The organism is Cupriavidus sp. PET2-C1 (genome assembly GCF_054515855.1).
Window position 1 is genome coordinate 1,855,281 of sequence record NZ_CM137260.1, and the last position, 25,046, is coordinate 1,880,326.

At 65.9% G+C, this 25,046-nt stretch carries 21 protein-coding genes and 1 pseudogene; 11 read left to right on the plus strand and 11 right to left on the minus strand.

The features are described 5' to 3' along the window. Positions 1 to 19: 19 nt before the first annotated feature. Positions 20 to 1,321: a UDP-N-acetylglucosamine 1-carboxyvinyltransferase gene (locus ACX12D_RS28385; RefSeq protein ID WP_459374392.1), complete on the minus strand. Its 1,302-nt coding sequence runs from the start codon at positions 1,319 to 1,321 to the stop codon at positions 20 to 22. Between the two features lie 136 nt (positions 1,322 to 1,457). Between ACX12D_RS28385 and ACX12D_RS28390 the strand changes: the two genes are divergently transcribed. The 5 genes from ACX12D_RS28390 to ACX12D_RS28410 all read left to right on the plus strand — a co-directional run bounded on the left by ACX12D_RS28390 (position 1,458) and on the right by ACX12D_RS28410 (position 8,471). Beyond that, positions 1,458 to 1,997: a copper resistance protein gene (locus ACX12D_RS28390; RefSeq protein ID WP_459374393.1), complete on the plus strand. Its 540-nt coding sequence runs from the start codon at positions 1,458 to 1,460 to the stop codon at positions 1,995 to 1,997. A gap of 71 nt (positions 1,998 to 2,068) precedes the next feature. After that, the gene (locus ACX12D_RS28395; RefSeq protein ID WP_459374394.1) at positions 2,069 to 3,370 is read left to right on the plus strand and encodes a TolC family protein; all 1,302 of its coding nucleotides are present in this window, start codon (positions 2,069 to 2,071) and stop codon (positions 3,368 to 3,370) included. Further along, entirely contained in the window at positions 3,367 to 4,935 is a 1,569-nt protein-coding gene (locus ACX12D_RS28400) for an efflux RND transporter periplasmic adaptor subunit (RefSeq protein ID WP_459374396.1), read from the plus strand. Before ACX12D_RS28395 ends, ACX12D_RS28400 begins: the two co-directional genes overlap by 4 nt. Beyond that, positions 4,932 to 8,075 (plus strand): efflux RND transporter permease subunit, encoded by a 3,144-nt coding sequence (locus ACX12D_RS28405; RefSeq protein WP_459374397.1) that lies wholly within the window; start codon positions 4,932 to 4,934, stop codon positions 8,073 to 8,075. The genes ACX12D_RS28400 and ACX12D_RS28405 overlap by 4 nt, the downstream gene beginning before the upstream one ends. 42 nt (positions 8,076 to 8,117) lie before the next feature. Then, the gene (locus tag ACX12D_RS28410) at positions 8,118 to 8,471 is read left to right on the plus strand and encodes a copper-binding protein (protein ID WP_459374398.1); all 354 of its coding nucleotides are present in this window, start codon (positions 8,118 to 8,120) and stop codon (positions 8,469 to 8,471) included. A gap of 3 nt (positions 8,472 to 8,474) precedes the next feature. Here the strand turns inward: ACX12D_RS28410 and ACX12D_RS28415 are convergent. Beyond that, positions 8,475 to 8,618 (minus strand): annotated as a pseudogene (locus ACX12D_RS28415) (putative zinc-binding metallopeptidase); the annotation flags it as partial. Positions 8,619 to 8,714: 96 nt separating this feature from the next. Here ACX12D_RS28415 and ACX12D_RS28420 point away from each other — a divergent pair. Continuing rightward, positions 8,715 to 9,926, plus strand: coding sequence for a dipeptidase (locus ACX12D_RS28420; RefSeq protein ID WP_459374399.1), 1,212 nt, complete (start codon positions 8,715 to 8,717; stop codon positions 9,924 to 9,926). Between the two features lie 16 nt (positions 9,927 to 9,942). Here ACX12D_RS28420 and ACX12D_RS28425 read toward each other — a convergent pair whose 3' ends face one another. The 5 genes from ACX12D_RS28425 to cyoA all read right to left on the minus strand — a co-directional run bounded on the left by ACX12D_RS28425 (position 9,943) and on the right by cyoA (position 15,030). Next, a complete protein-coding gene (locus ACX12D_RS28425) occupies positions 9,943 to 10,806 on the minus strand; it encodes an SURF1 family protein (protein ID WP_459374400.1) in 864 nt (287 codons plus the stop codon). Continuing rightward, positions 10,803 to 11,210 (minus strand): cytochrome o ubiquinol oxidase subunit IV, encoded by a 408-nt coding sequence (gene cyoD, locus ACX12D_RS28430; protein WP_441636425.1) that lies wholly within the window; start codon positions 11,208 to 11,210, stop codon positions 10,803 to 10,805. The genes ACX12D_RS28425 and cyoD overlap by 4 nt, the downstream gene beginning before the upstream one ends. Beyond that, positions 11,207 to 11,863, minus strand: coding sequence for a cytochrome o ubiquinol oxidase subunit III (gene cyoC, locus ACX12D_RS28435; RefSeq protein ID WP_459374401.1), 657 nt, complete (start codon positions 11,861 to 11,863; stop codon positions 11,207 to 11,209). Before cyoC ends, cyoD begins: the two co-directional genes overlap by 4 nt. Further along, positions 11,856 to 13,859, minus strand: a complete 2,004-nt coding sequence (cyoB, locus tag ACX12D_RS28440) for a cytochrome o ubiquinol oxidase subunit I (RefSeq protein WP_459374402.1) — start codon at positions 13,857 to 13,859, stop codon at positions 11,856 to 11,858. Before cyoB ends, cyoC begins: the two co-directional genes overlap by 8 nt. A gap of 91 nt (positions 13,860 to 13,950) precedes the next feature. After that, a complete protein-coding gene (gene cyoA, locus ACX12D_RS28445; RefSeq protein WP_459374404.1) occupies positions 13,951 to 15,030 on the minus strand; it encodes a ubiquinol oxidase subunit II in 1,080 nt (359 codons plus the stop codon). A 147-nt stretch (positions 15,031 to 15,177) separates the two neighbouring features. Between cyoA and ACX12D_RS28450 the strand changes: the two genes are divergently transcribed. Continuing rightward, positions 15,178 to 16,527, plus strand: coding sequence for an MFS transporter (locus ACX12D_RS28450; protein WP_459374405.1), 1,350 nt, complete (start codon positions 15,178 to 15,180; stop codon positions 16,525 to 16,527). A 68-nt stretch (positions 16,528 to 16,595) separates the two neighbouring features. On the opposite strand, the gene ACX12D_RS28455 is transcribed toward ACX12D_RS28450, so the two are convergent. The 3 genes from ACX12D_RS28455 to ACX12D_RS28465 all read right to left on the minus strand — a co-directional run bounded on the left by ACX12D_RS28455 (position 16,596) and on the right by ACX12D_RS28465 (position 20,549). Next, on the minus strand, positions 16,596 to 18,221 hold the full coding sequence (locus tag ACX12D_RS28455) for an alpha/beta hydrolase family protein (RefSeq protein WP_459374406.1): 1,626 nt from the start codon (positions 18,219 to 18,221) through the stop codon (positions 16,596 to 16,598). Positions 18,222 to 18,424: 203 nt separating this feature from the next. Beyond that, complete coding sequence (locus ACX12D_RS28460; RefSeq protein ID WP_459374407.1) at positions 18,425 to 19,537, minus strand: CaiB/BaiF CoA transferase family protein; 1,113 nt, start codon at positions 19,535 to 19,537, stop codon at positions 18,425 to 18,427. 7 nt (positions 19,538 to 19,544) lie between these two features. Further along, positions 19,545 to 20,549, minus strand: coding sequence for a Bug family tripartite tricarboxylate transporter substrate binding protein (locus ACX12D_RS28465; RefSeq protein ID WP_459374409.1), 1,005 nt, complete (start codon positions 20,547 to 20,549; stop codon positions 19,545 to 19,547). A 91-nt stretch (positions 20,550 to 20,640) separates the two neighbouring features. On the opposite strand from ACX12D_RS28465, the gene ACX12D_RS28470 reads away from it, so the two are divergent. The 4 genes from ACX12D_RS28470 to ACX12D_RS28485 all read left to right on the plus strand — a co-directional run bounded on the left by ACX12D_RS28470 (position 20,641) and on the right by ACX12D_RS28485 (position 24,729). Next, positions 20,641 to 21,606 carry a LysR family transcriptional regulator gene (locus ACX12D_RS28470; protein ID WP_459374410.1) on the plus strand — a complete coding sequence of 322 codons (966 nt, stop codon included), beginning with the start codon at positions 20,641 to 20,643 and terminating at the stop codon, positions 21,604 to 21,606. A gap of 166 nt (positions 21,607 to 21,772) precedes the next feature. After that, positions 21,773 to 22,471, plus strand: coding sequence for a YceH family protein (locus ACX12D_RS28475; protein ID WP_441636441.1), 699 nt, complete (start codon positions 21,773 to 21,775; stop codon positions 22,469 to 22,471). Positions 22,472 to 23,368: 897 nt separating this feature from the next. Next, complete coding sequence (locus tag ACX12D_RS28480) at positions 23,369 to 24,235, plus strand: isocitrate lyase/PEP mutase family protein (RefSeq protein WP_459374411.1); 867 nt, start codon at positions 23,369 to 23,371, stop codon at positions 24,233 to 24,235. Positions 24,236 to 24,366: 131 nt separating this feature from the next. Continuing rightward, positions 24,367 to 24,729 (plus strand): translation initiation factor Sui1, encoded by a 363-nt coding sequence (locus tag ACX12D_RS28485; protein WP_459374412.1) that lies wholly within the window; start codon positions 24,367 to 24,369, stop codon positions 24,727 to 24,729. Positions 24,730 to 24,802: 73 nt separating this feature from the next. Here ACX12D_RS28485 and ACX12D_RS28490 read toward each other — a convergent pair whose 3' ends face one another. Continuing rightward, positions 24,803 to 24,979, minus strand: a complete 177-nt coding sequence (locus ACX12D_RS28490; RefSeq protein ID WP_170301757.1) for a hypothetical protein — start codon at positions 24,977 to 24,979, stop codon at positions 24,803 to 24,805. Between the last annotated feature and the right edge of the window lie 67 nt (positions 24,980 to 25,046).

Sequence of the window (25,046 nt, forward strand, 5' to 3'; positions counted from 1 at the left end):
TGGTAGCCGCCGGTAGCCGTTATTCCTCGCTGGTCCACTCCACCTCGACACCGAGGCTGCGCAGGTTCTCGACGAAGCGCGGATGCGCCCGGCGGATGGGCGCGGCGTTGCGGATTTCCGAGCGGCCATCGATGCTCGCGGCCACCATGAGCAAAGCAATGGCCACGCGGATGATGTACGGGCTTTCCACCACCGCCGGCGTCAGCGGATTGCCACCAAAGGTGATGAGCCGGTGCGGGTCGGACGAGAACACATGGGCACCGAACTTCGACAGCTCACCGGTCCAGCCCAGCGCGCCGTCGTACACCTTGTTCCAGAACATGGCGTTGCCCTGCGCGCGCACGCCCAGCGCGATGAAGATGGGCAGCAGGTCAACCGGGAAGTAGGGCCACGGCGCGGCCTCGACCTTGGTCAGCACGTTGCTCGTAAACGGCGTCTGCACCTTCAGGGGGCCGGCGCTGGTGGCGCGGGACCAGCCATCTTCGTGCGTGATCTGCACGCCGAACTTGGCAAAGGTGCGGTCGATCAGCGGGAAATTCCCCGGCGCGCTGTTGCGCACCACGACATCGCCGCCGGTGATGGCGCCCAGCGCCAGGAAGGTGGTGATCTCGTGAAAATCCTCGTCGAAGGTAAAGTCGCCCCCCTTGAGCTTGTTGCCGCCATGCACCGTCAGGCGCGAGGTGCCCATGCCTTCGATGCGCACGCCCATCATCGCCATGAAGCGGCAGAATTCCTGCACATGGGGCTCCGATGCGGCATTGGTGAGCGTGGAGGTGCCACCCGCGGCGGCGGCGCACAGCACGAAGTTCTCCGTGGTGGTGACCGATGCATAGTCGAGCCAGTGATCGGTAGGTGTCAGCTGGCCGGCGCTGCGCACCAGCAGCGATCCGTCGGCGCGCTCCACCTTGCCACCGAAGCGGCGGAAGACATCGACGTGCGGATCGATCTCGCGCACGCCAAGCGTGCAACCCTTGACGTTGTCCTCCAGCCGGGCGACACCGAAGCGGGCAAGCAGCGGCGGCACCAGCATGATGGACGAGCGCATCTCTTCCGGCAGGCGATGGCGGGCCGCGTCGAACACGGTCTCCTGATGGTGGAGTGACAGCGTGCCGCTTGCGTCATCCATATGCACCTTGCTGCCCAAAGCGCGGAAGATGTCGAGAATCTTGCGCACGTCGGTGATGTCGGGCACGCCATGCAGGCGCAAGGGCTCATCGGTCAGAAGCGTGGCGCAGAGCACAGGAAGCACTGCATTCTTGTTGGCGGAAGGGGTAATACGCCCCCGGAGCGGCTTGCCGCCGTGCACGATGAGATTGGACATGGGATGGGAGATTGCGAGACGAGCCCGGACAGGATGGAACAACGCCCAGTATTGTACTTGCACTGCGAACGGTGCGAACGGCACCCGCCCCGGTACTGCCCGGGCATCCGGGTCAAACTGCATCGAGGAAGCTGCTGTGACCGATACCGCATCCGTGCGACAACGTGCCACGGTAAAGGCGCGTATGAAATCGCTGAAGACTGATAATATTGCTGCCAGATCACCGACCTTTCGCGTGCGCGCCTCTCCCCGCCGGTTCTGGATTACCGGACTCCTCCTTACCGCCTTCCTGACAGTGCAACTGGCAGCGGCGGCTTACGCCTGCATGGGAAGCCGCTACGCGTCTGGTTCGCCCGGTTCGCCCGGTTCACCTGAATCGGCAGGCCAGATGGTGGACATGGCGGGCATGATGGCGTCGTGCCCCGAAATGGCCGAGCAGTCCGCGCAGACAACACTCGGCAGCCATGACGGGCTTTGCCTCGAACATTGCCAGCTAGGCGCCAAGTCGGTCGACCACGCCGCCCCGCAGATCCCCGGCTTCCTGCCGGTCCTTGTCAGCCTTGTTGAACCCGCTCCCGTCGCCGAACTCACCCGGCACACGGTTCTGCTAGGCGAAGCCATCGCGCGCGCGCCACCGCCGCCCATCACGATCCTGCACTGCTGTTTCCGAACCTAGCCTCCGAAGCCACGCTTGTTTCGTGCCCTGCCGCCTGAGCGGCCGGGTCGTCGTTGCTTCCCGGAGGCTTTATGCATTTCCTTCGTCGTTTCATGCAGGCGCTCCTGTGCGCGCCTGCATTTGGCCTGGGCGTGCCACTTGCCGCGCACGCCCAGCCAGCACCCACCTTGTCCGTCGAGGAAGCCGTTGCGCTGGCCACCACGCGCGCCGGCAATGGCGAGACTTCCCACGGCAGCGTTGAGGCTGCGGCTCAAATGGCCGTGGCCGCCGGCCAGTTGCCTGACCCCGTGCTCAAGCTCGGGTTCAACAATGTGCCGGTCAACGGGCCCGACCAGTTCTCCCTGACCCGCGACTTCATGACCATGCGCTCCATCAGCGTCATGCAAGAGTTCACGCGCTCGGACAAGCGCCGCGCCCGCGCGGAGCGCTTCGAGGCAGAAGCCGCGGCAGCGCAGGCGCGGCGCACGGTCAGCCTGGCCAATGTGCAGCGCAGCGTGGTCATGGCCTGGTTCGATCGCTGGTATGCCGAACAGGCCGGCATGCTGCTCGGGCACCACGGCCATCCGCTGGAACTGGAGCTGCAGGCCGCCAAGGCCGCCTATCGCAGCGGTCGCGGCACGCGGACGGACGTACTGGCCGCGGAGATGGAAATCCAGAAACTGCAGGACCGGCTCGACGAGAACCAGGCCGCCATCGACGCCGCCCAGGTGGCGCTCGCCCGCTGGGTCGGGCAGGCAGCCAGCCGCCCACTGTCGGAAAGGCCAACCCTTGCCATTCCCCCGCGCGTGCAAGAGCTGGCCGGGTCCGAACTGGACGCGGTGCCGGAAATGGTGGCCTCGCAGCGCGAAATCGCGTTGGCCGAAGCCGATGTCCGGGCGGCAACCGAGGCCAGGAAGCCGGACGTGACCGTCGAACTGATGTACAGCCAACGGGGTTCCGCCTATTCCAATATGGGTTCGCTGAACGTCAGCTTCCCGGTGCCTTGGGACCGGGGCAACCGGCAGGACCGCGAAGTGTCGGCCAAGCTGGCGCAGGCGCAGGAAGCCCGTGCCAGGTCCGAGATCGTTGCGCGCAATACCAAGGCCGCGCTTGGGGCGAAGCTCGCTGAGTTGCGGCGCAACCTTGAACGGCTCAAGCGCTACGACGAATCCATCCTGCCGCTGGCAAACGCCCAGGCGGACGCGGCATTGACGGCTTACCGGGCCAACACCGGATCGCTGCTGGCGGTTGCCGAAGCCAACCACCGGGTCATCGACACGGCGCTCGACCGGCTGACCCTTGAAGCGAAGACAGCCAGGGGCTGGGCCGAGCTGGCCTTCCTCGTCCCGCTGCCCACCGCGCAGACCGAACCCGCCGCGAGGGATTCCAAATGAAGAAACAAGTCATCGTCTCCCTGGTGGCACTCGCTGCCGCCGGCGGCGTCCTTTATGGCACCTATCAACTGGGTGTCAGCCGGGGCGAAGCACGCAAGCCACCCTCGACGGCAGCGCGAAACCCATCCGCGGCCAGCGACGCGGATTCCCAGGCCGGCAGGAAGATCCTGTACTGGCATGACCCGATGGTGCCCGGCCAGCGGTTCGACAAGCCCGGCAAATCCCCCTTCATGGACATGCAGCTGGTGCCGGTGTTCGAGGATGCCGACACCAGCGGCGCGGCGGTCACCATCGACAGCCACGTCACGCAGAACCTGGGCGTCAGGACCGCGCAGGTCAAGCCCGGCCGGCTCGATGCCGTGCTGGAGGTGCCGGGCAACGTGGCCATCAACGAGCGCGGCATCGCCGTCGTCCAGGCGCGCACCACGGGCTTTGTCGAGCACGCCTATGCCAGGACCACCCTTGACCCGGTCAGGCGCGGCCAGCCGTTGATCGTCCTCTATGCACCCGAGTGGGTCGCCGCGCAGGAGGAGTACCTTGCGGTCGCGCGCATGAGCGGCAGCCCGTACGGCGACTTGCGCGGCGCCGCCAGCGCGCGCATGCGTCAGGCTGGCATGGACGATAGCCAGATCCGGCTGGTGGAGACCACCGGCAAGCTGCAGCCCCGGCTCACCATCACGAGCCCCGTCGATGGGGTCATCACGGAAGTCGGTGCGCGCGATGGCATGACTGTCTCGCCCGGCATGACGTTGTTCCGCGTGGCCGATCTCTCCACCGTCTGGGTCCTGGCGGAACTGCCGGAGAGCCAGGCCGCAGCGGCCCGGCCCGGACAGCAGGTTTCGGCTACCGCGCCGGCACTCCCGGGGCAGACGCTAACCGGCAAGATAGACGCGATCCTGCCCGACGTGAATCCGGGCACGCGCACGCTCAAGGTACGCATCGAGCTCGCCAACAAGAACCGGCAATTGCTGCCCGGCATGTTTGTCAGTACCAGGTTCGGCGCGAGGCCGGGTGCCGACCAGTTGCTGGTCCCGACCGAAGCGCTGATCCGTACCGGCTCGCGCACGGTGGCCATGGTCGCGACCGGCAACGGCGGCTTCAGTCCGGTGGAGGTAAGAACCGGCGCGGAAGCCGGTGGCCAGACCGAGGTGACCGAAGGCCTGAAGGCAGGCCAGACGGTGGTGGTCTCGGGCCAGTTCCTGCTCGACTCCGAGGCGAGCCTGCGCGGCGCCGCGACACGCATGGAGAGCGCGAGCGCACCATCGGCACCGTCCGCACCATCGACATCATCGACATCATCGGCACCATCGACAGCCGGCGCGGAGCATGAAGGCACCGGACGGATCGAAGCCGTCACGCCGGAGGGCCTGACGCTGTCCCACGGGCCGATCCCCACGCTCCAGTGGGGCGCCATGACCATGGACTTCGCAGCGCCGGCAACGGGCCTGCCAAAGAACCTGAAAGCGGGCCAGGAGGTGCGCTTCCGTTTCCGGATAAACAATGACGGCGTGCCGGTCCTGTCTTCCGTGCAACCAGCCACCGCTGGCGCGGGGGGCAAGCCATGATCGCCAACCTCATCCGCTGGTCGATCCGGAACCGCTTCCTGGTGCTGCTCGCCACGGTCATCCTGGCGGCCTGGGGCATCTGGGCGGCGCGCAACATGCCGCTGGACGCCTTGCCTGACCTCTCCGACGTGCAGGTCATCATCCGCACGCCCTACCCCGGGCAAGCGCCGCAGATCGTCGAGAACCAGGTCACGTATCCGCTGACAACGACCATGCTGTCGGTACCGGGGGCAAAGACGGTGCGGGGATACTCGTTCTTCGGCGACTCGTTTGTCTATGTGTTGTTCGAGGACGGCACCGACCTGTACTGGGCCCGCTCGCGTGTGCTGGAATACCTGAATCAGGTCCAGTCGAAACTGCCTGCTGCCGCCAAGCCGGCACTTGGGCCGGATGCGACCGGCGTGGGCTGGATCTACGAGTACGCCCTGACCGACAAGACCGGCCACCACGATCTGGCGCAACTGCGGGCGCTGCAGGACTGGTTCCTGCGCTTCGAGCTGAAGTCGCTGCCCAATGTCTCCGAGGTGGCATCCATCGGCGGGATGGTCAAGCAGTATCAGGTCGTCCTGATGCCTGACAAGCTGCGCGCCTACAACATCCCGCAAGCCACGATCCTGGCCGCGTTGAAAGGGGCCAACCAGGAGACTGGCGGCTCCGTGCTGGAACTCGGGGAAGCCGAGTACATGGTCCGCGCTTCCGGATACCTGAAAACGCTGGACGATTTCCGGCAGATACCGCTCAACGTCAACAGTGCCGGCATCCCCGTGCGCCTTGGCGACGTGGCCGCCATCCAGCTTGGCCCGGAGATGCGGCGCGGCATTGCCGAGCTGAACGGCCAGGGCGAAGTCGCTGGTGGCGTCATCATCATGCGCTCCGGCAAGAACGCGCTGGAGACCATCGAAGCCGTCAAGGCGAAGCTTGCGGCGCTGAAACCGAGCCTGCCGCCCGGCGTGGAGATCGTGCCGGTCTATGACCGGTCCAGCCTCATCAACCGGGCGGTGGAGAACCTCACGCACAAGCTCGTCGAAGAGTTCATCGTGGTGGCGGTGGTCTGCCTCGTGTTCCTGTTCCACCTGCGCTCCGCGCTGGTCGCAATAGTGTCGCTGCCGCTCGGCATCCTCGCCGCCTTCCTGGTGATGCGGTACCAGGGCGTCAACGCCAACATCATGTCGCTCGGCGGCATCGCCATTGCCATAGGGGCCATGGTCGACGCGGCCGTGGTGATGATCGAGAACGCGCACAAGCACATAGAGCACTGGCGGGCCGAACATCCCGGCCGGCATCTGGGCGGCGACGAGCAATGGCGCGTGATCGGCGACTCGGCGGCGGAAGTGGGCCCTGCCCTGTTCTTTTCGCTGCTGATCATCACGCTGTCGTTTATCCCCGTGTTTACGCTGGAAGCGCAGGAAGGCCGCCTGTTTGCGCCCCTGGCCTTCACCAAGACCTATTCCATGGCGGCGGCGGCGGGCCTGGCGGTGACGCTGATTCCAGTGCTGATGGGCTATCTGATCCGCGGACGGATTCCGCCGGAGCAGTCCAATCCGCTCAACCGGTTGCTCATCCGCATCTATCAGCCATTGCTCGCTCGGGTGCTGCGCTATCCCAAGGCTACGCTGGTCGCCGCCGCGGTGCTGCTCGCGGCAACCGCATGGCCGATCCTGCGGGTCGGGGGCGAGTTCATGCCACCGCTCGACGAAGGCGACCTGCTGTATATGCCATCTGCCCTGCCCGGGCTGTCGGCAGGCAAAGCCGCGCAGTTGCTGCAGCAGACGGATCGCCTGATCAAGACCGTTCCGGAGGTCGCCACGGTCTTCGGCAAGGCCGGACGGGCGGACTCCGCCACCGACCCGGCGCCCATGGAGATGTTCGAGACCACCATCCAGTTCAAGCCACGCGACCAGTGGCGCACGGGCATGACGCCCGACAAGCTGGTGGAAGCACTCGATCGCGCCGTCACGGTGCCGGGCCTGTCCAATATCTGGGTGCCGCCCATACGCAACCGCATCGACATGCTGGCCACCGGCATCAAGAGCCCGGTCGGCATCAAGGTGGCCGGGACCGACCTGAAGGAAATCGACCGGCTGGTCAGCCGCATCGAGCAGGCCGTGAAGTCCGTGCCGGGCGTCACCTCGGCACTGGCCGAACGCCTCACGGGCGGGCGCTATGTCGATGTCGATGTCGACCGGGCCGCGGCCGGGCGGTATGGCCTGAATATCGACGACGTCCAGGGCATCGTGGCATCGGCCGTGGGCGGAGACAACATCGGCGAAGTGGTCGATGGACTGGCGCGGTTCCCCATCAACGTGCGCTACCCGCGGGACTACCGCGACTCGGTCGAGCAATTGCGCAAGCTTCCCGTGGTGACCGGCAGCGGACAGCAGATCCTGTTGTCGGATGTGGCCCGCATCCAGGTGACGCAGGGCCCGCCCATGCTGCGCAGCGAGAATGCCAGGCTCTCCGGCTGGGTCTATGTGGACATCCGGGGGCGCGACCTGCGCTCTGCCGTGCAGGAGATGCAGGCAGTCGTCGGCAAGGCGGTCGCGCTGCCTGCGGGGTACTCCGTCAGCTGGTCGGGGCAGTTCGAGTACCTGGAGCGCGCCACGCAGAAGCTGAAGGTGGTCGTGCCGTTCACGTTGCTCATCATCTTCCTGCTGTTGTACGTCACGTTCGGGCGCTTCGATGAAGCGTTGCTGATCATGGCGACGCTGCCATTTGCGCTGGTGGGCGGGTTCTGGCTGCTATACCTGCTCGGCCACAACCTGTCGGTGGCCAGCGTCGTCGGCTTCATCGCCCTGGCCGGCGTGGCGGCGGAGTTCGGCGTGATCATGCTGCTCTACCTGAAGCAGTCCTGGCTAAGGACCATCGAGAGTGGCCAGGCCAGCGTGCCCGCGCTGCTCGAGGCGATCCAGGAGGGCGCCGTCCTGCGGGTGCGCCCCAAAGCCATGACCGTGGCGGTCATCCTGGCAGGCCTGCTGCCCATCATGTGGTCCGGCGGCACCGGCTCCGAGGTCATGCAGCGCATTGCCGCGCCCATGGTCGGCGGCATGGTCACCGCGCCACTGTTATCGCTGTTCGTGATTCCCGCGGTTTTCTTTTTGCTTCGCCGTCCAAAGGCGGAGTCCGCATTCCCCAGGCCTTGAACCTTGAACCTTGAACCTTGAACATTGAAGAAGGAGTTCACCATGAAACGCAATCTGATTGGCCTTGTTGCCGTATGCGCCACCTTCGCCGTCACGCTGCCCGCCCAGGCGGCTGACGACATGGCCGGCATGCAGATGAAGCCGGCAGCGTCGACGTCCGCCTCGACGTCCACCCCGAAGCCCGTCGAAGCGGAAGTACGCAAGGTGGATACGGCTAACGGCAAGGTCACCCTCAAGCACGGCCCCATCGAAAATCTCGGCATGTCGGCCATGACAATGAGCTTTCCCGTGAAGGACAAGGCCAGCCTGGCCAGACTGAAGGAAGGAAGCAAGGTCCGTGCAACCTTCGACAAGGTCAACGGCGTGGCAACGGTGACGAACATCGAGCCGGAATAAGCGCCACCCACGGATTGGACCGCATGCCGAGGCGGTGTCAACGGTGTCGACGATGTGCAGGGAGTGGGCCCGGGTCCCGGCCCAGTCCTCCACCGGGCGCGCAGCCGCACAGGCGCTGACATGGTCCTGCTCCCAGCCGTTCCGCACGCCCTTCGCAATGGCATGCCGTCCTGCAAGTGCGCCTGGCGCGCTTTACGCGCTTTGCGCGATATCATGGTAGGTGCAAAAACGCGTGGAGCGACGATGCAGATTGACTGGACGACGATCCGTCGGGGCGATGCCGACGCGCCGCCTGGACCGGCACCGGGCAGCATCAGCCGCCGCGCGTTCCTGGCGTCAGGCGCTGCACTGGCGCTAGCCGCCTGTGCGCAGGGACGCTTTGCCGGCGACACCCAGCCGCGGGGCTCGGCCGGCACAACGGCCGCTAAGGACGTTAGCGACGTGAACAACGTCAAAGACGTCTCCGCCTGGAAGCCCTCCTCCACCGCGCTGACCATCGACATGCACAGCCATGCCGGCCGCGTGATCGTGTCGCGCGATCCCGCCATCGGCGCGGACCGGCCCTTTCTTCCGCTGGCCGCGCCGATGCGCGCGGGCGGCGTGAACGTGATCTGCCTGGCAATCGTGACGGATACCATCGTCACGCGCGTGTCCGCCGATCGCACGCGCTTCGAAGCCTGGCGAACCCCGTCCGAAGGCGAGCTCTACGCGCTCGGCGTGGCCGAATTCGCGCGCGCGCACAAGCTGGTGGAGCGTGAGCAGATGCAAGTGGTGACCGACGCGGCTACGCTGGCCACACGGGGGCCAGCCGGGCCATGCGTGATCATCGCGTCGGAAGGCGCGGACTTTCTGGAGGGCAGGCTGGATCGCGTGGACGAAGCGTACGGCATGCACCAGTTGCGGCACCTGCAGCTCACGCACTACCGCGTCAACGAGCTGGGCGACATCCAGACGGAGGCGCCGGTACACGGGGGCCTGACGGATTTCGGCGCGGATGTGGTGCGGCGATGCAATGCCTTGGGCATCGTCGTCGATGTCGCGCACGGCACCTATGACTTGGTCAAGCGCGCCGCCGCCATCGCCACCAAGCCACTGGTGATTTCGCACTCCGCGCTGGCGACGCGCCCCAGCCTGCGCAGCCGGCTGATCACGCCCGACCATGCGCGCGTGATCGCGGGTACCGGTGGCGTGATCGGGGTCTGGCCCAGCGCGGGCACCTTCCGCGACCTGCCTGCGATGGCGCTAGGCATCAAGCGCATGGCCGACGTGGTTGGCGTGGATCATGTGGGCGTGGGAACGGACATGCTCGGCTTCATCTCGCCGCCGGTGTTCCGGACCTACGATCAGTTGCCCACGCTGGCCGCCGCGCTGCTGGCGGCGGGCTTCACGCAAGAGGAAACGGGCAAGGTCCTCGGCGGCAATTACCGCCGGGTGTTCGAGGCGTCCGTGGGGTAGCGCTAGGGACCTGCGCCTACGGCGTGCGCCGTCCCGCCTTGCCCTCGCCCTGTTTGTCCTGTTTGTCCTGCGTATCCTGCGTATCCTGTGTAGCGCCGCCCCGTGACCGGCGGTACGCCTCCCGCCCGGCATAGACGGCGCCGGCGGCAAACATCAGCGCCAGCGCAAACCAGGTGATCGCATAAACGAGGTGGTTGTTGTTGAACGTGATCACGGTCAGCCCGCCCACCGGCCAGGTGCGCTTGCTGGCGTCCCCGAGCGGCACGGCCGCGTCTGCATCGATGAAGTAAGGCGCCACGTTCCGCAGGCCACGCGCGGCGGCAATGGCCGGCACATCGCGCGCGTACCAGCGCCCGGCCGCCGGATCGTTGGTGCGCAGAAACCCATTGCCGGGCTCGCTGAAGCGCAACAGGCCAGTCACGGTGGTCTCGCCGGTGGTGTCGCCCCCGCCGCGCTTGGCACGCTCGCTCAGCTCAGGCGGCACAAAGCCGCGGTTGACCAGCACCACATTGCCATCTGCCGTGCGCAACGGCGTCACCACCCAGAAGCCGCCACCCAACTCCGTGACGGCCTGCACCAGGGTCTCGCTGTCGTTCAGGAAGGTGCCGGTGAGACGCACGCGGCGGTACTCGTCGGCGGCCTTGGTGAGCCGCGGCCACTGATCGGCGCTGGGCGCGGCCGTGGCGGGAGCATGCACGCGCGCGTTCACGCGTTCGATGAGGTCCAGCTTCCACGCGCGGCGTTCGACTTGCCAGACGCCAAGCGAGAGCAGCCCGGCCACCGCCACGATGGCGAGCACGGCAAACGCCACAAGCGCGCCGGTGGCGCGCTTGCGGGAAGGCGGGTTGGATTGGGCTACGCCCTGTTGCCGGGCCGTCAAGGCAGGTTCTTCATGTCGTGCATTGGCATCATGTTCTGGTCGAGGTGGAACATTACCCAAAGCGAGCCGCTCAGCGCGATGACCACCAGCACGATCGTGAAGATCAACGCCAGCATGGTCCATCCGCCCTCGGATCTCGCATTCATATGCAGGAAATATATCATGTGGACGACGATCTGCACCGCGGCGCAGCCCAGCAGGAACAGCGCGGTGGTGCTGGATTTATCGAAAACCTTGGCCATCACCAGCCAGAACGGGATCGCCGTGAGGACCACCGCGAGCACGAAGCCCGTCATGTAGCCCTTGAAGGTGCTATGACTGACCTCGCCGCCGTGGCCGTGGTCGTCATGGCCATGCCCGTGGCCATGGGGATCGTCTGCAAGGGCATTGTCATGCGCGTTCATGGCAGCACTCCCATCAGGTAGACGAAGGTAAACACACCGATCCAGACCACATCCAGAAAGTGCCAGAACATGGACAGGCACATCAGGCGGCGCTTGTTCTCCGGGATCAGCCCGTGCTGCCCCACCTGCACCATCAGCGTGATGAGCCAGACGATGCCGACCGTCACGTGCAGCCCGTGGGTGCCCACCAGCGTGAAGAACGAGGACAAAAAGGCGCTGCGCTGCGGCCCCGCGCCGTCGTGGACAAAGTGTGCGAACTCGTAGAGCTCCAGGCTGATAAAGGCTGCGCCCAGCAAGCCCGTGATGCCGAGCCAGATCAGGGTGGTGCGCACCTGCGCTTTCTGCATCTCCAGCACGGCAAAGCCGTAGGTGATCGACGACAGCAGCAGCATGGTGGTGTTCAGCGCCACGAGCGGCAGCTCGAACAGCTCGGCGCCCGTGGGGCCGCCGGCGTAGCGCCGCCCCACCACGCCGTACACGGCAAACAGGCTGGCGAAGATGAGGCAGTCGCTCATCAGGTACAGCCAGAAGCCGAGCAACGTGCCGTTCTGCGCATGCACCTCGCTGGTCGCGTAGAAACGCAGCTCGCTCTGGCGCGTGGTGTCCGGCATGCGCACGTCGCCGGGGCCGTAGGAGGCGGTGGTATCAACCATGGGTGGCAAGCAGGCGCGTGCGCTCTGCCTCGGTGCGGACGACGTCGTCGGCCGGGATGTAGTAATCGCGCTTGTAGTTGAAGGTGTGGCCGATCGCCACGACCAGGATGGCAGCGAAGGACACGATCACAAGCAGCCACATGTGCCAGATCAAGGCGAAGCCGAGCACGGTGCTTAAGCCCGCCAGGATGATGCCCGCGCTGGTGTTCTTCGGCATGTGGATCGGAATGAAGCCCTGCTGTGGCCGCTGGTATTGGTGCTCTTTCATCTGCCACCACGCGTCGTTGTCATGGATGATCGGGGTAAAGGCAAAGTTGTATTGCGGCGGTGGCGAGGAGGTCGACCACTCCAGCGTGCGGCCGTCCCACGGATCGCCCGTGGTGTCGCGCAGGGCTTCGCGCCGGCGGTAGCTGACCACCAGCTGGATCAGGAAGCAGCCGATGCCTAGCGCGATCAGGAACGCGCCGAATGCCGCCAGCTGGAACCAGATCTGCAGGGACGCGTCCTCGAAATGGCTCATGCGGCGGGTCACACCCATCAGCCCGAGCACATAAAGCGGCATGAAGGCAACGTAGAAGCCAACCAGCCAGAACCAGAACGAGCACTTGCCCCAGAACGGATCCAGCCGGTAGCCGAAAGCCTTGGGAAACCAGTAGGTGATGCCAGCCATCAACCCGAACAGCACGCCGCCGATGATCACGTTATGGAAGTGCGCGATCAGGAAGAGGCTGTTGTGCAAGGAGAAATCCGCCGGTGGCACGGCGAGCAGCACGCCGGTCATGCCGCCGATCACGAAGGTGACCATGAAGCCGATGGTCCAGAGCATCGGCACCTCGAAGCGGATGCGCCCGTGGTACATGGTGAACAGCCAGTTGAACATCTTGGCCCCGGTCGGGATCGAGATGATCATGGTGGTGATGCCGAAGAACGAATTGACGCTGGCGCCCGAGCCCATGGTGAAGAAATGGTGCAGCCAGACCAGGTAGGAGAGCACCGTGATCACCACCGTGGCGTACACCATCGACGCGTAGCCGAACAAGCGCTTGCGGCAGAACGTGGAAACCACTTCCGAGAAGATGCCGAACGCGGGCAGCACCAGGATGTACACCTCCGGGTGGCCCCAGATCCAGATCAGGTTCACGTACATCATGGCGTTGCCGCCAAGATCGTTGGTGAAGAAGTTGGTGCCTGTATAGCGGTCGAGCGCCAGCAGGGCCAGCACGGCGGTGAGCACCGGGAAGGCGGCGATGATCAGCACGTTGGTGCACAGCGCGGTCCAGGTGAACACCGGCATCTTCATCATGGTCATGCCGGGCGCGCGCAACTTGACGATGGTCACGAGCAGGTTGATGCCCGACAACAACGTGCCCAGCCCGGCAACCTGCAAGGACCAGATGTAATAGTCCACGCCCACGTCCGGACTCTGCAGCACGCCCGACAACGGTGGATACGCCAGCCAGCCGGTGCGCGCGAACTCGCCGACGAACAGCGACATCATCACCAGCACGGCGCCCCCGACCGTCATCCAGAAGCTGAAGTTGTTGAGAAAGGGAAAGGCAACGTCGCGCGCGCCGATCTGCAACGGCACGACAAAGTTCATGAGCCCGGTGACCAGCGGCATGGCCACGAAGAAGATCATGATCACGCCGTGCGCGGTGAAGACCTGGTCGTAGTGGTGCGGCGGCAGGTAGCCCAGCGAATCGCCAAAGGAGACCGATTGCTGCAGCCGCATCATGACCGCATCGGCAAAGCCGCGCAGCAGCATGACGATGCCCAGCACGACATACATGATGCCGATCTTCTTGTGGTCGATGCTGGTGAACCACTCGCGCCAGAGGTAGCCCCACGCTCGCAGGTAGGTCAGTGCGCCAACCAGCGCCAGCCCCCCGATCGCGACGACCGCGAAGGTCGCCAGCAGGATGGGCTCGTGATAGGGGATTGCCTCCCAGGTGAGGCGGCCGAATACCAGTTGCGTCAGGTCGAGGTGCTCGGGCATTGTGTCACCAGGGCCGCAAGGGCGTTGTTTCAGGAATCGGGGAGCAGCGGGTCATTGTTGCAACGTCATTGGGGAGCGTCATTGGGCAATGTCATTGCGGCAACGTCCTGGCGGCCGCCACGCGCTCGCCGTTGCCAGTGCCGGCAGGATCGCCTGCCGTGCAGATGGCGCCCAGGCTGGCGCTGGCGGCGCCGCGTTCGAGCGCCGCCACATTGAAGGCCCGCGGCTTGTCCTTGCCCTGGCCCTGCCTCGCATTCATGGCCATGTCCTTGATGCAAGGCCGGTTGGCTTGCACGCAGCGGTTCAGGATCGCGTCGTACAAGCCCGACGCCACGCTGGCGTAGCGCTTCACCGGCTCAAGCTCGCTGGGTTGCTCCAGCTGCAGGTAGGCGTCGCGCGTCAGGGCCCCGCCGCCGGCCTTGGCTTGCTGGACCCATCGCGCGAATTCCTCCGCGCTCATGCCATGGAACTTGAAACGCATGCCGGAGAAGCCCGCGCCGCTGTAGTTGGCGGAGAAACCCTCGTAGACACCCGGCTGGTTGATCACCGCGTGCAGCTTGGTCTCCATGCCCGGCATGGCATAGACCTGGCCCGCCAGCGCAGGGATGAAGAAGGAGTTCATCACGGTGGACGCCGTGATCTTGAAGCGGATCGGCTGATCCACCGGCGCCGCCAGCTCGTTGACCGTGGCGATGCCTTGTTCGGGGTAGAAGAAAAGCCACTTCCAGTCCAGCGCCACCACCTCCACGGTGAGTGGCTCCATGGCCATGGGCACCGGGCGCCCGGCATCGATGCGGCTCAAGGACTGGTAGGGATCGAGCTTGTGCGTGCTGACCCAGGTCAACGCGCCCAGGGCGATGATGATCAAGAGCGGCGCGGCCCAGATCACCAGCTCCAGCAAGGTGGAATGGTCCCAGTCGGGCTCATAGATGGCCTCCCTGTTGGCCTCGCGGTAGCGCCAGGCAAAGAGCAGTGTCAGCGCGATCACCGGCACGATGATCAACAGCATCAGCCCGGTTGAGATGATGATTAGATCACGCTGCCGGATCGCGAGATCCCCGGCCGGGGCTAGCAGGACAGCATTGCATCCCGTCAGCAGCAGGATGGCAGCAAACAACAGACACCCACGCTTCGCGTAGCGGGATGGCACTATCCGAATGCGAAATTGCATAGCCGTGGAAGTGATCGTTGGAACTACGCCGGTGGGCTGGCCGCGGAAACTCAACATTTCCTATGGCACTGTAGTCAAAGAAGTGCCATTCTTAAAGGAGTGACACAAAACGCCACCCCGAACAACGAGAGACGAGAGGGCCTGACGATGTCCAGCAGCAGCAGCAGCAGCAGCGGCGTTGCGCACCAGCACCAGCCGTCACCGTCTTCCCCCACGCCCGCGCAAGACGCCGCGCACCGGGCGCAGGTGGCGCCAGCCGAGATCGCCGCCGGCGTCGTCATCGGACGAGCGTCCGAGTATTTCGACTTCTTCGTCTACGGCATCGCCTCGGTGCTGATCTTTCCCAGCGTGTTCTTCCCGTTCGTCAGGCAACTGGAAGGGCTGCTGCTCTCCTTCACGATCTTTTCCTTCGCCTTCATCGCCCGGCCGTTCGGGACCACCTTGTTCATGGCGATCCAGCACCGCTGGGGGCGCAGCATCAAGCTGACGGCCGCATTGTTCCTGCTGGGCACCGCCACGGCGGGCATGGCGTTCCTGCCGGGCTACGATGCGCTCGGCAACCACGCCATCGTCATCCTGGCGGCGCTGCGCATCCTGCAGGGCATTGCGCTGGGCGGCTCATGGGACGGGCTGCCATCGCTGCTGGCACTGAACGCCCCGGCGCACCGCCGCGGCTGGTACTCGATGCTGGGGCAGCTCGGCGCGCCGATCGGCTTTCTCCTTGCCGGCTCGCTGTTCCTCTACCTGCGCGCCAACCTGGATTTCGATGAGTTCCTGGACTGGGGCTGGCGCTATCCGTTCTACGTGGCGTTCGCCATCAACGTGGTCGCGCTGTTCGCGCGCCTGCGCCTGGTGGTGACCCGGGAGTACACGCAGCTGCTGGAAGAAGGCGAGCTGGAGCCGATCAGCCCGGTGCAGATCATGCGCGCCCAGGGCTACAACCTGTTCATCGGCGCCTTTGCGGCATTGGCCAGCTACGCGCTGTTTCACCTGGTCACGGTGTTCCCGCTGTCGTGGGTCGCGCTGCACGCCACGCAGGACATCAATGACGTGCTGATCATCCAGATCATCGGTGCGGGGATCGCCATGGCGGCCACCATCACCTCCGGCTGGATCGCCGACCGCATCGGGCGGCGCACCACGCTGGCGCTGATGGCAGTCCTCATCGGCATCTTCGGCCTGTTCGCGCCGTACCTGATGAACGGCACCCCGGCGCGGCAAGACCTGTTCATCCTGATCGGCTTCGGCTTGCTGGGCTTGTCGTACGGGCAGGCCGCGGGCGCTGTCACGGCAAACTTCGGATCACGCTTTCGCTATACCGGCGCGGCGCTGACTTCCGATTTTGCGTGGCTGTTCGGCGCCGCCTTTGCCCCGCTGGTGGCGTTGGGACTGTCGGCGGAGTTCGGCTTGTTTGCCGTCAGCGCCTACCTGCTGTCCGGCGTGGCGTGCACGTTGCTGGCGCTGTGGATCAATCGCAAGATGGAAGCCCGCGACTGACCTGGCTGCGACAAAAAACGGCCAGTCATGCGCAATGACTGGCCACTGTCTTTTCCGCTCCGCTTTGCTCAGAAATTCCCGAAGAACCCGCGCGCGGCGACCATGCAAAACGGCGCCACCAGGCTCCCGTGGTAGGCCTCGATCACCGCCGACGCACCCCCGTCGGTTGCGCCCGCCGCCACGGCCTGCGCGGCGAGCGTAGCCTTGGCCAGCGCAAATCCCTGCTTGATCGGGGCGTACGGGTCGGCAGGCCCGGCCACCGGCGCATCCACATCCAGCACCGAAGTCAGCCCCGCCGGCACCTTGGCATTCTGCCAATACGCCTGCTGCACGGTCGCGTTGAAGAAGAACACCGTCGGGTCGAAGCGACCGCCGCAAAGCTGCACCGGGGCACGCGGGATCCAGTTGCGCAAGTCATTGCGCTTGAACGCCTGGCGCAGCGGCGCAACCGGGCTGGCCGCCGGCGCCATCGCCACCGTGGTGTACGGGAACGCGCCATCCGGATTCACCAGCGCGTCTTCCAGCAGGCCGAGGCGGAAGCTGTTGCGCACCAGGTTGCCTTTGCCAAACCCGAGGGCAAAGATCGGCGTCAGCTCAGGCGGCGCCAGCGGGGGCGAAGCCGGCGGCGTCAGCGAGGCAAACTGCGGAGCCGGCGGATAAGGGCTGAAGAGCGCCGTGGCGGGCAGCTTGCCGTTGCCAATCAGCGTGTCGATTGGCGTCACGCTCGGCAGGAGATCCTCGATGCCGCGCGCGTAGCTGGCCTCAAACAGGTCGCCCGGCCTGCGATAGATGTTGCCGTAGGCGTTCTGGTAGCTGGTCGCCACCAAGGTCGTGAAGATGGTGGAACCCAGATCCACCTCACCCGCGATCAGCGCGTCGCCGGTGGCCGCCATGGCATAGGGCCCCGAACCCGTGGAAGCCGCCGTCACGTTGATGCCCGCCGCCTGCAGCGCGCGATGCGTGGCCATGGCAACGTGGCCGCCCTGCGAATATCCGGTGATAAAGAGCTTGCCATTCTCCCGGGCCGCCTTGCCCGAGTCCGCCCGGGCCAGTGCAACCCGCGCGGCCCGCAGCGAGTCGATCATGTCCGCCGATTGCTGGTGGGCATTCAGGTAGGGATGATAGGAAAGCTCGGAGCCGGCGTAACCCGCATAGTTGCTCGCCACCACGATATAGCCCTGCGCGGCATACATGGCCGCAACGCTGATGCCCTCCGAGGCGCCATCACCATTGCCCGGGTCCTTCTGCGTCAGGTCCGCAAGGTTGTATTTGCGGTAGGTGGTGGTGCCATGCGCGTACATCAACGCCGGGCGTGGCCCACTGCACGCGCGCCCGCCGCTTGGAATCATCAGCGCGCCGCTCGCGGTGGTGGGCTCATTGGCACCGCCAATGGTGCGGTAGCGGAAGTAGACGATCTCCAGGTCGCACGCAGGAGTGCCGGCAATCTGCAATAGCTGCCGGCCTGAATCGCTCGCGTTGAGAACGCCGGCCAGCGCGGCCGCGCTCAGGCGCAGCGTGGTCCTGTGATCGAGAAGCTGGCCGCGATTACTGTTGTAGTTGTTGTAGTCGTTGTTGTTGTTGTTGCCGTTGCAACTGTTCCCGCCGCAAGAACTCACCGATTGCGCGTAAGCCCCCGCGCTCAACGCCAGACACGTCAAGCCCGCAAAGCCCGCCTTCGCCATGGTCAATCGCATCTTCCATCCCCCCCGCCTGTGGTCTACGTCAGTTAGCCTTAGCCTGATCTACACAATTAGCGGAGTGTAGGTAAACGGATCAACTACCCGCCAGCCTTATGGCGCACGATCTCGTATCGTGAAAAAGGGATGGACAGGTCGTGATGCCCATCCATCCCGAGGGTCAATACCGGTAACGCGCGGTTGCAGCCAAGCGGCCCGGCCTAGCGTCCGGTGCGCACCCGGAAACCAAGCCCCGGCGAGACCACAGCGGCATCGCCATCGCGCAGCTCGATGGTTTCCAGGCTGCCGTTGTCCCGGGATTCAGCGGCAAACTCCGCGATGTTGCGCAGGCGCGCGGCCGGAATGCCGCACGCGCTAAGCCGCGCTTCCAGCTCCGTGGCCAGGCCATCGGCCAGCGCGGCGGCGAGCGCCTCCTTGAGCGCGCCCGGATCGAGCGAGCGCACAAAGGCAGGCAGGCCGCTGCGTTCCAGCGGCGGATTGAACAAGGCGGGATCCCGCGCCAGATGGCCAAGGCCCAGCGCTTCGAGCAATGCCAGCAACTGGCCCGGCGTGTTGGCGCCAATGGCCAGCCAGCCATCGCGCGTGCGGAAGAAATCGGCGGAGGGGCTGCCGGAGTAGCCCTGGTTGCCCTGCCGGGGTGGCGTGGCGCCGCGCGTGAGCGCGTCACAGGCCATGGGGTACATCAGCTGCATGCCGGCGCTGGCCATGGAGATATCGAGCAGCATGCCGCGCCCGGTGCGCTCGCTGTCGCGTACGCCGGCCAGGATGGCGAAGGCGGCGAGCAGCCCCGTGGCGGAATCGATGACCGGGAACCCCGTCTTGATGGGCGGATCGCCCTCGTTGCCCGCCATGTAGGCCATGCCGGTGGCAGCCTGCACCACATGGTCGTAAGCGGGCCGGCCGCGCCATGCCGGCGCGCCGCGGCCAAAGCCGGAGATGCTGCAATAGACCACGCGCGGATTCAGCGCAAGCACCGCCTCGAAGCCGAGCCCGAAGCGCTCCAGCACGCCCGGCCGCAGGTTGTCGACGAAGACATCGCAGGTGGCGGCGAGCTCTAGCGCATGCTGGCGCCCTTGCTCGCTGCCAAGGTCGAGGGCCAGCGACGACTTGCCAGCGTTGAGCGCGACGAAGCCCTCGCGGCCGCGTCCGGCGCGGCGCATGACATCGCCGCCGTTGGCGTTTTCCACTTTGGTCACGTCGGCCCCGAGCTGCGCCAGCAGGAAGGTGGCGAAGGGACCGGCGATGACGTGCGAGAAATCGAGCACGCGGATGCCCGCGAGCGGGGTGAATGAATGGGTAGCGGTGACAGGCATGGCTGGCTCACTCGATCGTGATGTGGTTTTTCTCGATCACCTGCCGCATCCTGGCGGTTTCCTCGGCGACAAGGCGGGTGAAGGATTCGGGCGTGGGGCTCGGTTCGATGAGCGCCCCCGTCTCGGCATAGAAGCGGCGCAGCCCGGGATCCGCCAGTGCCCTCAGCATGGCGGCATGCAAGCGCGCCACCAAGGGCTTAGGCAGGTTTGCCGGGGCCCAGATGCCACTCCAGGCATCCAGCGTGAGATCGCTGCGCCCAAGCGCCTCGTTCAGGGTCGGCACGCCAGGCAGCGCGGGGATCCGCTGCACCGAGGTCACAGCCAGCGCGCGCACCTTGCCATTGCCGATCTGCGGCACCGCGGTGGTCGCTACCGGAAAGCCGAATTGCGTGTCGCCCTTGATCAGCGACGGCACGATCTCCACCGAGCCCTTGTAGGGGATATGGACCGCGTTGATGCCTGTGGCCGATGCGAAGGCCGCGCCGCAGATATGCGCGGCCGAGCCGATGCCGCCCGATGCATAGTTCAGCGAGCCGGGCGAGCGCCGCGCGGCGGCCACCAGTTCGCCCACGGTGCGGTACGGCGAATTCGCCCCCACCACCAGCACGGCGGGGCTGACGCCGATGCGGATCACGTGGGTGAACGCCGCCGGATCGAACTTGACGGATGGCTGCAAGAGCTTCTGCGCGACATGGGTGGAGGCGCCCAGCAGCAAGGTGTAGCCATCGGCCGGCTGCTGCGCCACGGACTCGGCAGCAAGGATGCCTGCCGCGCCCACCTTGTTCTCCACCACGATCGGCTGGCCAAGCTCCCTGCCCAGCACTTCGGCCAGCTTGCGCGCCTGGATATCCGGGCCGCCGCCAGCGGCATACGGCACCACCAGGCGAATCGGGCGGCTGGGGTAGTTGTCCGCGGCAAACGCCGAAGCCGGCAGGCCGGATGCTGCCGCAACGGGCAGCGTCAGCAGGGTCCGCAGCATCAGGCGGCGCGTGCGGCGGGTGGATGCAGGCATCTCAGGTCTCCTTTCTGGTTTTGCCCGATTGTCACGCCGCGTCATCATTCGAGACAATGATCCAGTTCTTATGAATCCATCAGGATTGGTTATGGCAACGGTTTCCCCTGCGCGCGTGGCTGCGCCGAGCACCGCTCATCCGAACCGGATCGACCGCCTGCGTATCCGCCATCTGCGGCTGCTGGACCTGGTGGCGCGAACCGGCTCCCTGACCGCTGCCGCCGAGGCCATGCACATCAGCCAGCCGGCGGTGACCAAGATGCTGCAGGAGCTGGAGCAAGCCTTCGGCTGCACGCTGATCGAGCGCACTACGCGAGGCGGCCGCCTGAGCCCGGCGGGCGAGCGCGCGCTGGAGCGCCTGCGCATTGCGCTGGGCGCACTGGATGCGGCCAGCGAGGCCCTGGCGGCCCGCCCGGAGATCCCGCTGGTGCGGATGGGCGTGCTGCCGCTGGTCGGGGTCAACGTGCTGCCAAGGCTGATCGCCACGCTGAGCCGGCAGGGTGTGCTGCCGCGCTTGCAGGTAAGGGAGCACACCGTCAGCGGCCTGCTCGGGCTGCTCGCCGGTGGCGAGCTCGACTGTGTCATAGGCCGGCTGGAAACCAGTCATCCCGCGCAGCCGCGGGAACGGCTGGACATCACGCCGCTATGGGACGAACACCTGGCCATTGCCTGCGCGCGGGACCACCCGCTGGCCAGGCGCCGCGAGGTAAGCCTGCCGGCACTGCATGAAGGGCCTTGGATCCTGCCGCCGCGCGGCACCCACACGCGGGAGATCTTCGAGCAGCCGTTTCTCGATAGCGGTCAGTTGCCGCCCGTGCCGCGTATCGAATCGATCTCGTTTCACAGCAGCTTGTCGATGGTTGCCGCGAGTGGCTTCCTGACGGTTGCGCCGGCCAGCGCCGTGCGCCACTACGCGCAGACGTCCATGGTGCACCAGGTGCGCTTGCGCACGCCGTTCGCCTCCGGGCGGATGGTGTTCATTACCCAGCGGGATGCGGCAGTTGCGCCAGCGGTCGCCTTGATCGCCGATGCCCTGCGGGAGGCCGGCAACCCTTAGGGGCGCGCCACACGGGCGCCAGGTTCACGCAAACTCACATTGCCCCGCCCCCTGACCGGATATCATATGCCCACCAAACAAAGCGCCTCCGGCCGACCCACGATCAGCGGATCCGCTGATCCGCGGACCGGCCCGGGGCAAGCAGCTTCACCTAGCGATACCACTCATGAATCCCAATCCCGACACCCCCGCACGCCCGGCCATCCGTTCCCTGACGCAGCTTGAAGGGCGCGTGCTGGCCGTGCTGGTCGAGAAGCAGCACACGGTGCCGGACACCTATCCGCTGTCGCTCAACGCACTGGCATCCGGCTGCAACCAGAAGACCGCGCGCTCACCGGTGATGAATGCCTCCGAGGCCGAGATCCTCACCGCCATCGATGGCCTGAAGCGCCTGAGCCTGGCCATGGAAGGCAGCAGCAGCCGCGTGCCGCGATTCGAGCAGAATATGAAACGCGTGCTGGGCGTGCCGAGCCAGTCGGTCGCGTTGCTCACCACGCTGCTGCTGCGCGGGCCCCAGACGGCCGCGGAGCTGAGGCTGAACTCCGCGCGCCTGCACGCATTTGCCGACATCTCGTCGGTCGAGGTGTTCCTGGAGGAGCTGGCCGCCGCCGGGCCACCCTTTGTCGTCAAGCTGCCGCGCGCTCCCGGCGGACGTGAGAACCGCTGGATGCACCTGCTGTGCGGCGAAGTCAGCATCGATGACATCGGCGAGCGCGGCGGCACCGACGACAGCATCTCGCCCTCCGAATTCGAGTCGCTCAAAGCCGAGCAAAAGGAACTGGCGGAAAAGGTGAACCGGCTTCAGGCACTGGTGGAGCGCATGGCGGGCGAACTCGGCATTGCGATCGACAAGGCAGCGCTTTAGTCGCGGGCGCTGGCGCGGGGAGATTGCATTCTCCAGCCGGTAATCCAGCCGGTAGAAATGTGCCGGGTAATCTATTTCTCGCTCGGATCGGCGACGAACCCGGCTGAAGCCTGAAACCGAATGGCCGCGGTGCGCGCCGCGGGCGGTTCCCCAGCCTGTCGACGCGCCACAACAGATGTCGTTGGCCCGATTAGTGCTTGCGCGTATGATCAGGCATGGATGCTCCCTATTCACCGCGAGGCCGCAAACCCGATTGTCACGGCTTCGCCAAGCCCCCATGGCACAGCCTTCCAGGGCGGATCAGGACACTACGCTGTCACAATACTGTCCTTGAAAGGCAGCCATACTTTGCAGTCCAAACACGTTGAGGCCTTTGACGATGCGCGTGACGATTCGCACCATTACCATTCCAGGAAGCCAAGGCCGGGCCGCCCTTCACCAGGCCGTCGTGTATGCCACGACGGAGCAGGAAGCTGCACCACTCATGACGAGTGACTGGAGCCAGCGCGAGCCCGAAGTCTTCATGGCTGCCCAGACTTGGGCAAGACGCAATACCTACATCGTTTCGAATCCCCGCACTGGTGCATTTTACGGAAGCCCTGTCGGGCGCTAGGCAGCGCCACCGACAGTGTGCAAGGGGGCGCCGCACAAGTGCCCCACCGTCAAGCACCCGGGCCAGATGCAGACATTGCGTGCCTGGTGAGCGCCTTCAACGAAGGCCCGGGCACCTTTCGCTCTGACACTTTCGCCCCCTAATGTATGGACATGGCGCGCCTCGCGCCAGTGGCTGAGCGCTCGCTCGTTATTCGCTATCATGCCGCACCACCTTCCCTCGAAGGGCAAGCGCCATGCCGGCGTTTTCCACGCCGGCCATGGGCGGCCACACCGCAAACAACAATGACAACTCCATCCCTCGCCGACCGCCTGCGCCAACCGCGCGTGCTGCTGGTGCCCGGCGTCTACGACGCGTTCTCGGCGCTGGTCGCCGCGCAAGCGGGATTTGAAGCGCTCTACCTGTCTGGCGCCGCCGTGGCCTACACGCAGCTCGGGCGCTCGGACGTGGGCCTGACCACCGCCACCGAGACGGTGGATATCGTCGGCAGGATCACCGACCGCGTCGACTTGCCGCTGATCGTCGATGCCGATACCGGCTACGGCAATGCGCTCAACGTGATCCGGACCGTGCGCACGCTGGAACGCGCCGGCGCGGCCATGATCCAGCTCGAGGACCAGACCTTTCCCAAGCGCTGCGGCCACCTGGACAACAAGCGCGTTGTCTCGGCAGCCGAGATGTGCGGCAAGCTCAAGGCCGCACTGGACGCGCGCACTTCGTCGCGCACGCTGATCCTGGCCCGCACCGATGCAGTGGCCATCGAGGGACTGGACGCGGCGATCGAACGCGCCGAGGCCTATGTGGCATGCGGTGTCGACGCGCTGTTTATCGAAGCCTTGCGCACCGAGCAAGACATGGCGCGCGTCTGCGCGCACTTTGCCGGGCGCGTTCCCTTGCTGGCCAATATGGTGGAAGGCGGCAAGACGCCAGTGCAGAGCGCCGCCGAACTTGCCGGCCGGGGCTTTCGCATCGTGATTTTCCCGGGTGGCGTGGTGCGCTTCATCGGCGCGCAGATGAAGCGCTACTACGGCAGCCTGCTCGAGCATGGCACCACCGCGCCGATGCGCGATGCCATGCTGGATTTCGACGGGCTGAACGGCGTCATCGGTACGCCGGAGCTGATCGCGCAGGGGCAGCGCTACGGCGAGTGAGCCATGACCGTCGGCGAGGGCAGCAAGCGGCACCTGAAATGCGCCATCGCCCCCCTTGCAGGCGCCGCGCGCTTGTCGTACGCTGCCTGCCCCGGGCTGCGCCAGCCAGCCCGTCACCCGGAACGCCTGTCATGTCTCACCCGAAACCCGCCAGCTCGCTGGTCTACTCCACCGAACACGGCCGCATGTGCCCCGGCTGCGGCAATGCGCTGGCGGCCTGCACGTGCGGCAAGGCGCAGCCGCCCGCGCAAGGGGACGGCATCGTGCGGGTGTCGCGGGAGACCAAGGGCCGCAAGGGCAAGGGAGTGACGCTGGTGCGCGGCGTGGTGCTGGACGCGCTGTCGCTGGCACAGTTGGGCAAGGAACTGAAGGCCGCCTGCGGCTCGGGCGGCACCGTCAAGGACGGCGTGATCGAAATCCAGGGCGACCACTGCGACACGGTAGTGGAAAAGCTCAAGCAGCGCGGGATGACCGTCAAGCGGGCCGGCGGCTGAGCGCGCCTGGCCGGCGCGTCAACGGGCCATGACAGGCCATGAAAGGCCTTGAGCAGCCCCCGGGCGCAGCCCCTTAGCGGGTGCGCTGCTTGTAGACGATGGTGCCGTCGGACTTGCGCTGGGGCACGACCGGGTTGCGGGAGTTGCACACCGGGCAGCGAAACAGCGGTCCCTGGCCTTCGTCCTTGACCGTGACGTCCTTGGGGTCCCAACGCGTCTGGCACGACTGGTTCTGGCAGGTATAAAACATCTTCATTCTCCGTATTAGGCGCGGATCGTAGCATGGTGGCAGCCTCGGGCCGCTCCGGCGCCGCTCT

Excerpts from the sequence above, each read along its gene's own strand:
- ACX12D_RS28395 (WP_459374394.1), top strand. The coding sequence starts at position 2,069 with ATGCATTTCCTTCGTCGTTTCATGCAGGCGCTCCTGTGCGCGCCTGCA.
- ACX12D_RS28470 (WP_459374410.1), top strand. The coding sequence starts at position 20,641 with ATGGCAACGGTTTCCCCTGCGCGCGTGGCTGCGCCGAGCACCGCTCAT.
- ACX12D_RS28475 (WP_441636441.1), top strand. The coding sequence starts at position 21,773 with ATGAATCCCAATCCCGACACCCCCGCACGCCCGGCCATCCGTTCCCTG.
- cyoD (WP_441636425.1), bottom strand. The coding sequence starts at position 11,210 with ATGAACGCGCATGACAATGCCCTTGCAGACGATCCCCATGGCCACGGG.
- ACX12D_RS28485 (WP_459374412.1), top strand. The coding sequence starts at position 24,367 with ATGTCTCACCCGAAACCCGCCAGCTCGCTGGTCTACTCCACCGAACAC.
- ACX12D_RS28480 (WP_459374411.1), top strand. The coding sequence starts at position 23,369 with ATGACAACTCCATCCCTCGCCGACCGCCTGCGCCAACCGCGCGTGCTG.
- ACX12D_RS28405 (WP_459374397.1), top strand. The coding sequence starts at position 4,932 with ATGATCGCCAACCTCATCCGCTGGTCGATCCGGAACCGCTTCCTGGTG.
- ACX12D_RS28465 (WP_459374409.1), bottom strand. The coding sequence starts at position 20,549 with ATGCCTGCATCCACCCGCCGCACGCGCCGCCTGATGCTGCGGACCCTG.
- ACX12D_RS28460 (WP_459374407.1), bottom strand. The coding sequence starts at position 19,537 with ATGCCTGTCACCGCTACCCATTCATTCACCCCGCTCGCGGGCATCCGC.
- ACX12D_RS28385 (WP_459374392.1), bottom strand. The coding sequence starts at position 1,321 with ATGTCCAATCTCATCGTGCACGGCGGCAAGCCGCTCCGGGGGCGTATT.
- ACX12D_RS28420 (WP_459374399.1), top strand. The coding sequence starts at position 8,715 with ATGCAGATTGACTGGACGACGATCCGTCGGGGCGATGCCGACGCGCCG.
- ACX12D_RS28450 (WP_459374405.1), top strand. The coding sequence starts at position 15,178 with ATGTCCAGCAGCAGCAGCAGCAGCAGCGGCGTTGCGCACCAGCACCAG.
- cyoC (WP_459374401.1), bottom strand. The coding sequence starts at position 11,863 with ATGGTTGATACCACCGCCTCCTACGGCCCCGGCGACGTGCGCATGCCG.
- ACX12D_RS28410 (WP_459374398.1), top strand. The coding sequence starts at position 8,118 with ATGAAACGCAATCTGATTGGCCTTGTTGCCGTATGCGCCACCTTCGCC.
- ACX12D_RS28455 (WP_459374406.1), bottom strand. The coding sequence starts at position 18,221 with ATGCGATTGACCATGGCGAAGGCGGGCTTTGCGGGCTTGACGTGTCTG.
- ACX12D_RS28490 (WP_170301757.1), bottom strand. The coding sequence starts at position 24,979 with ATGTTTTATACCTGCCAGAACCAGTCGTGCCAGACGCGTTGGGACCCC.
- cyoB (WP_459374402.1), bottom strand. The coding sequence starts at position 13,859 with ATGCCCGAGCACCTCGACCTGACGCAACTGGTATTCGGCCGCCTCACC.
- cyoA (WP_459374404.1), bottom strand. The coding sequence starts at position 15,030 with ATGCAATTTCGCATTCGGATAGTGCCATCCCGCTACGCGAAGCGTGGG.
- ACX12D_RS28400 (WP_459374396.1), top strand. The coding sequence starts at position 3,367 with ATGAAGAAACAAGTCATCGTCTCCCTGGTGGCACTCGCTGCCGCCGGC.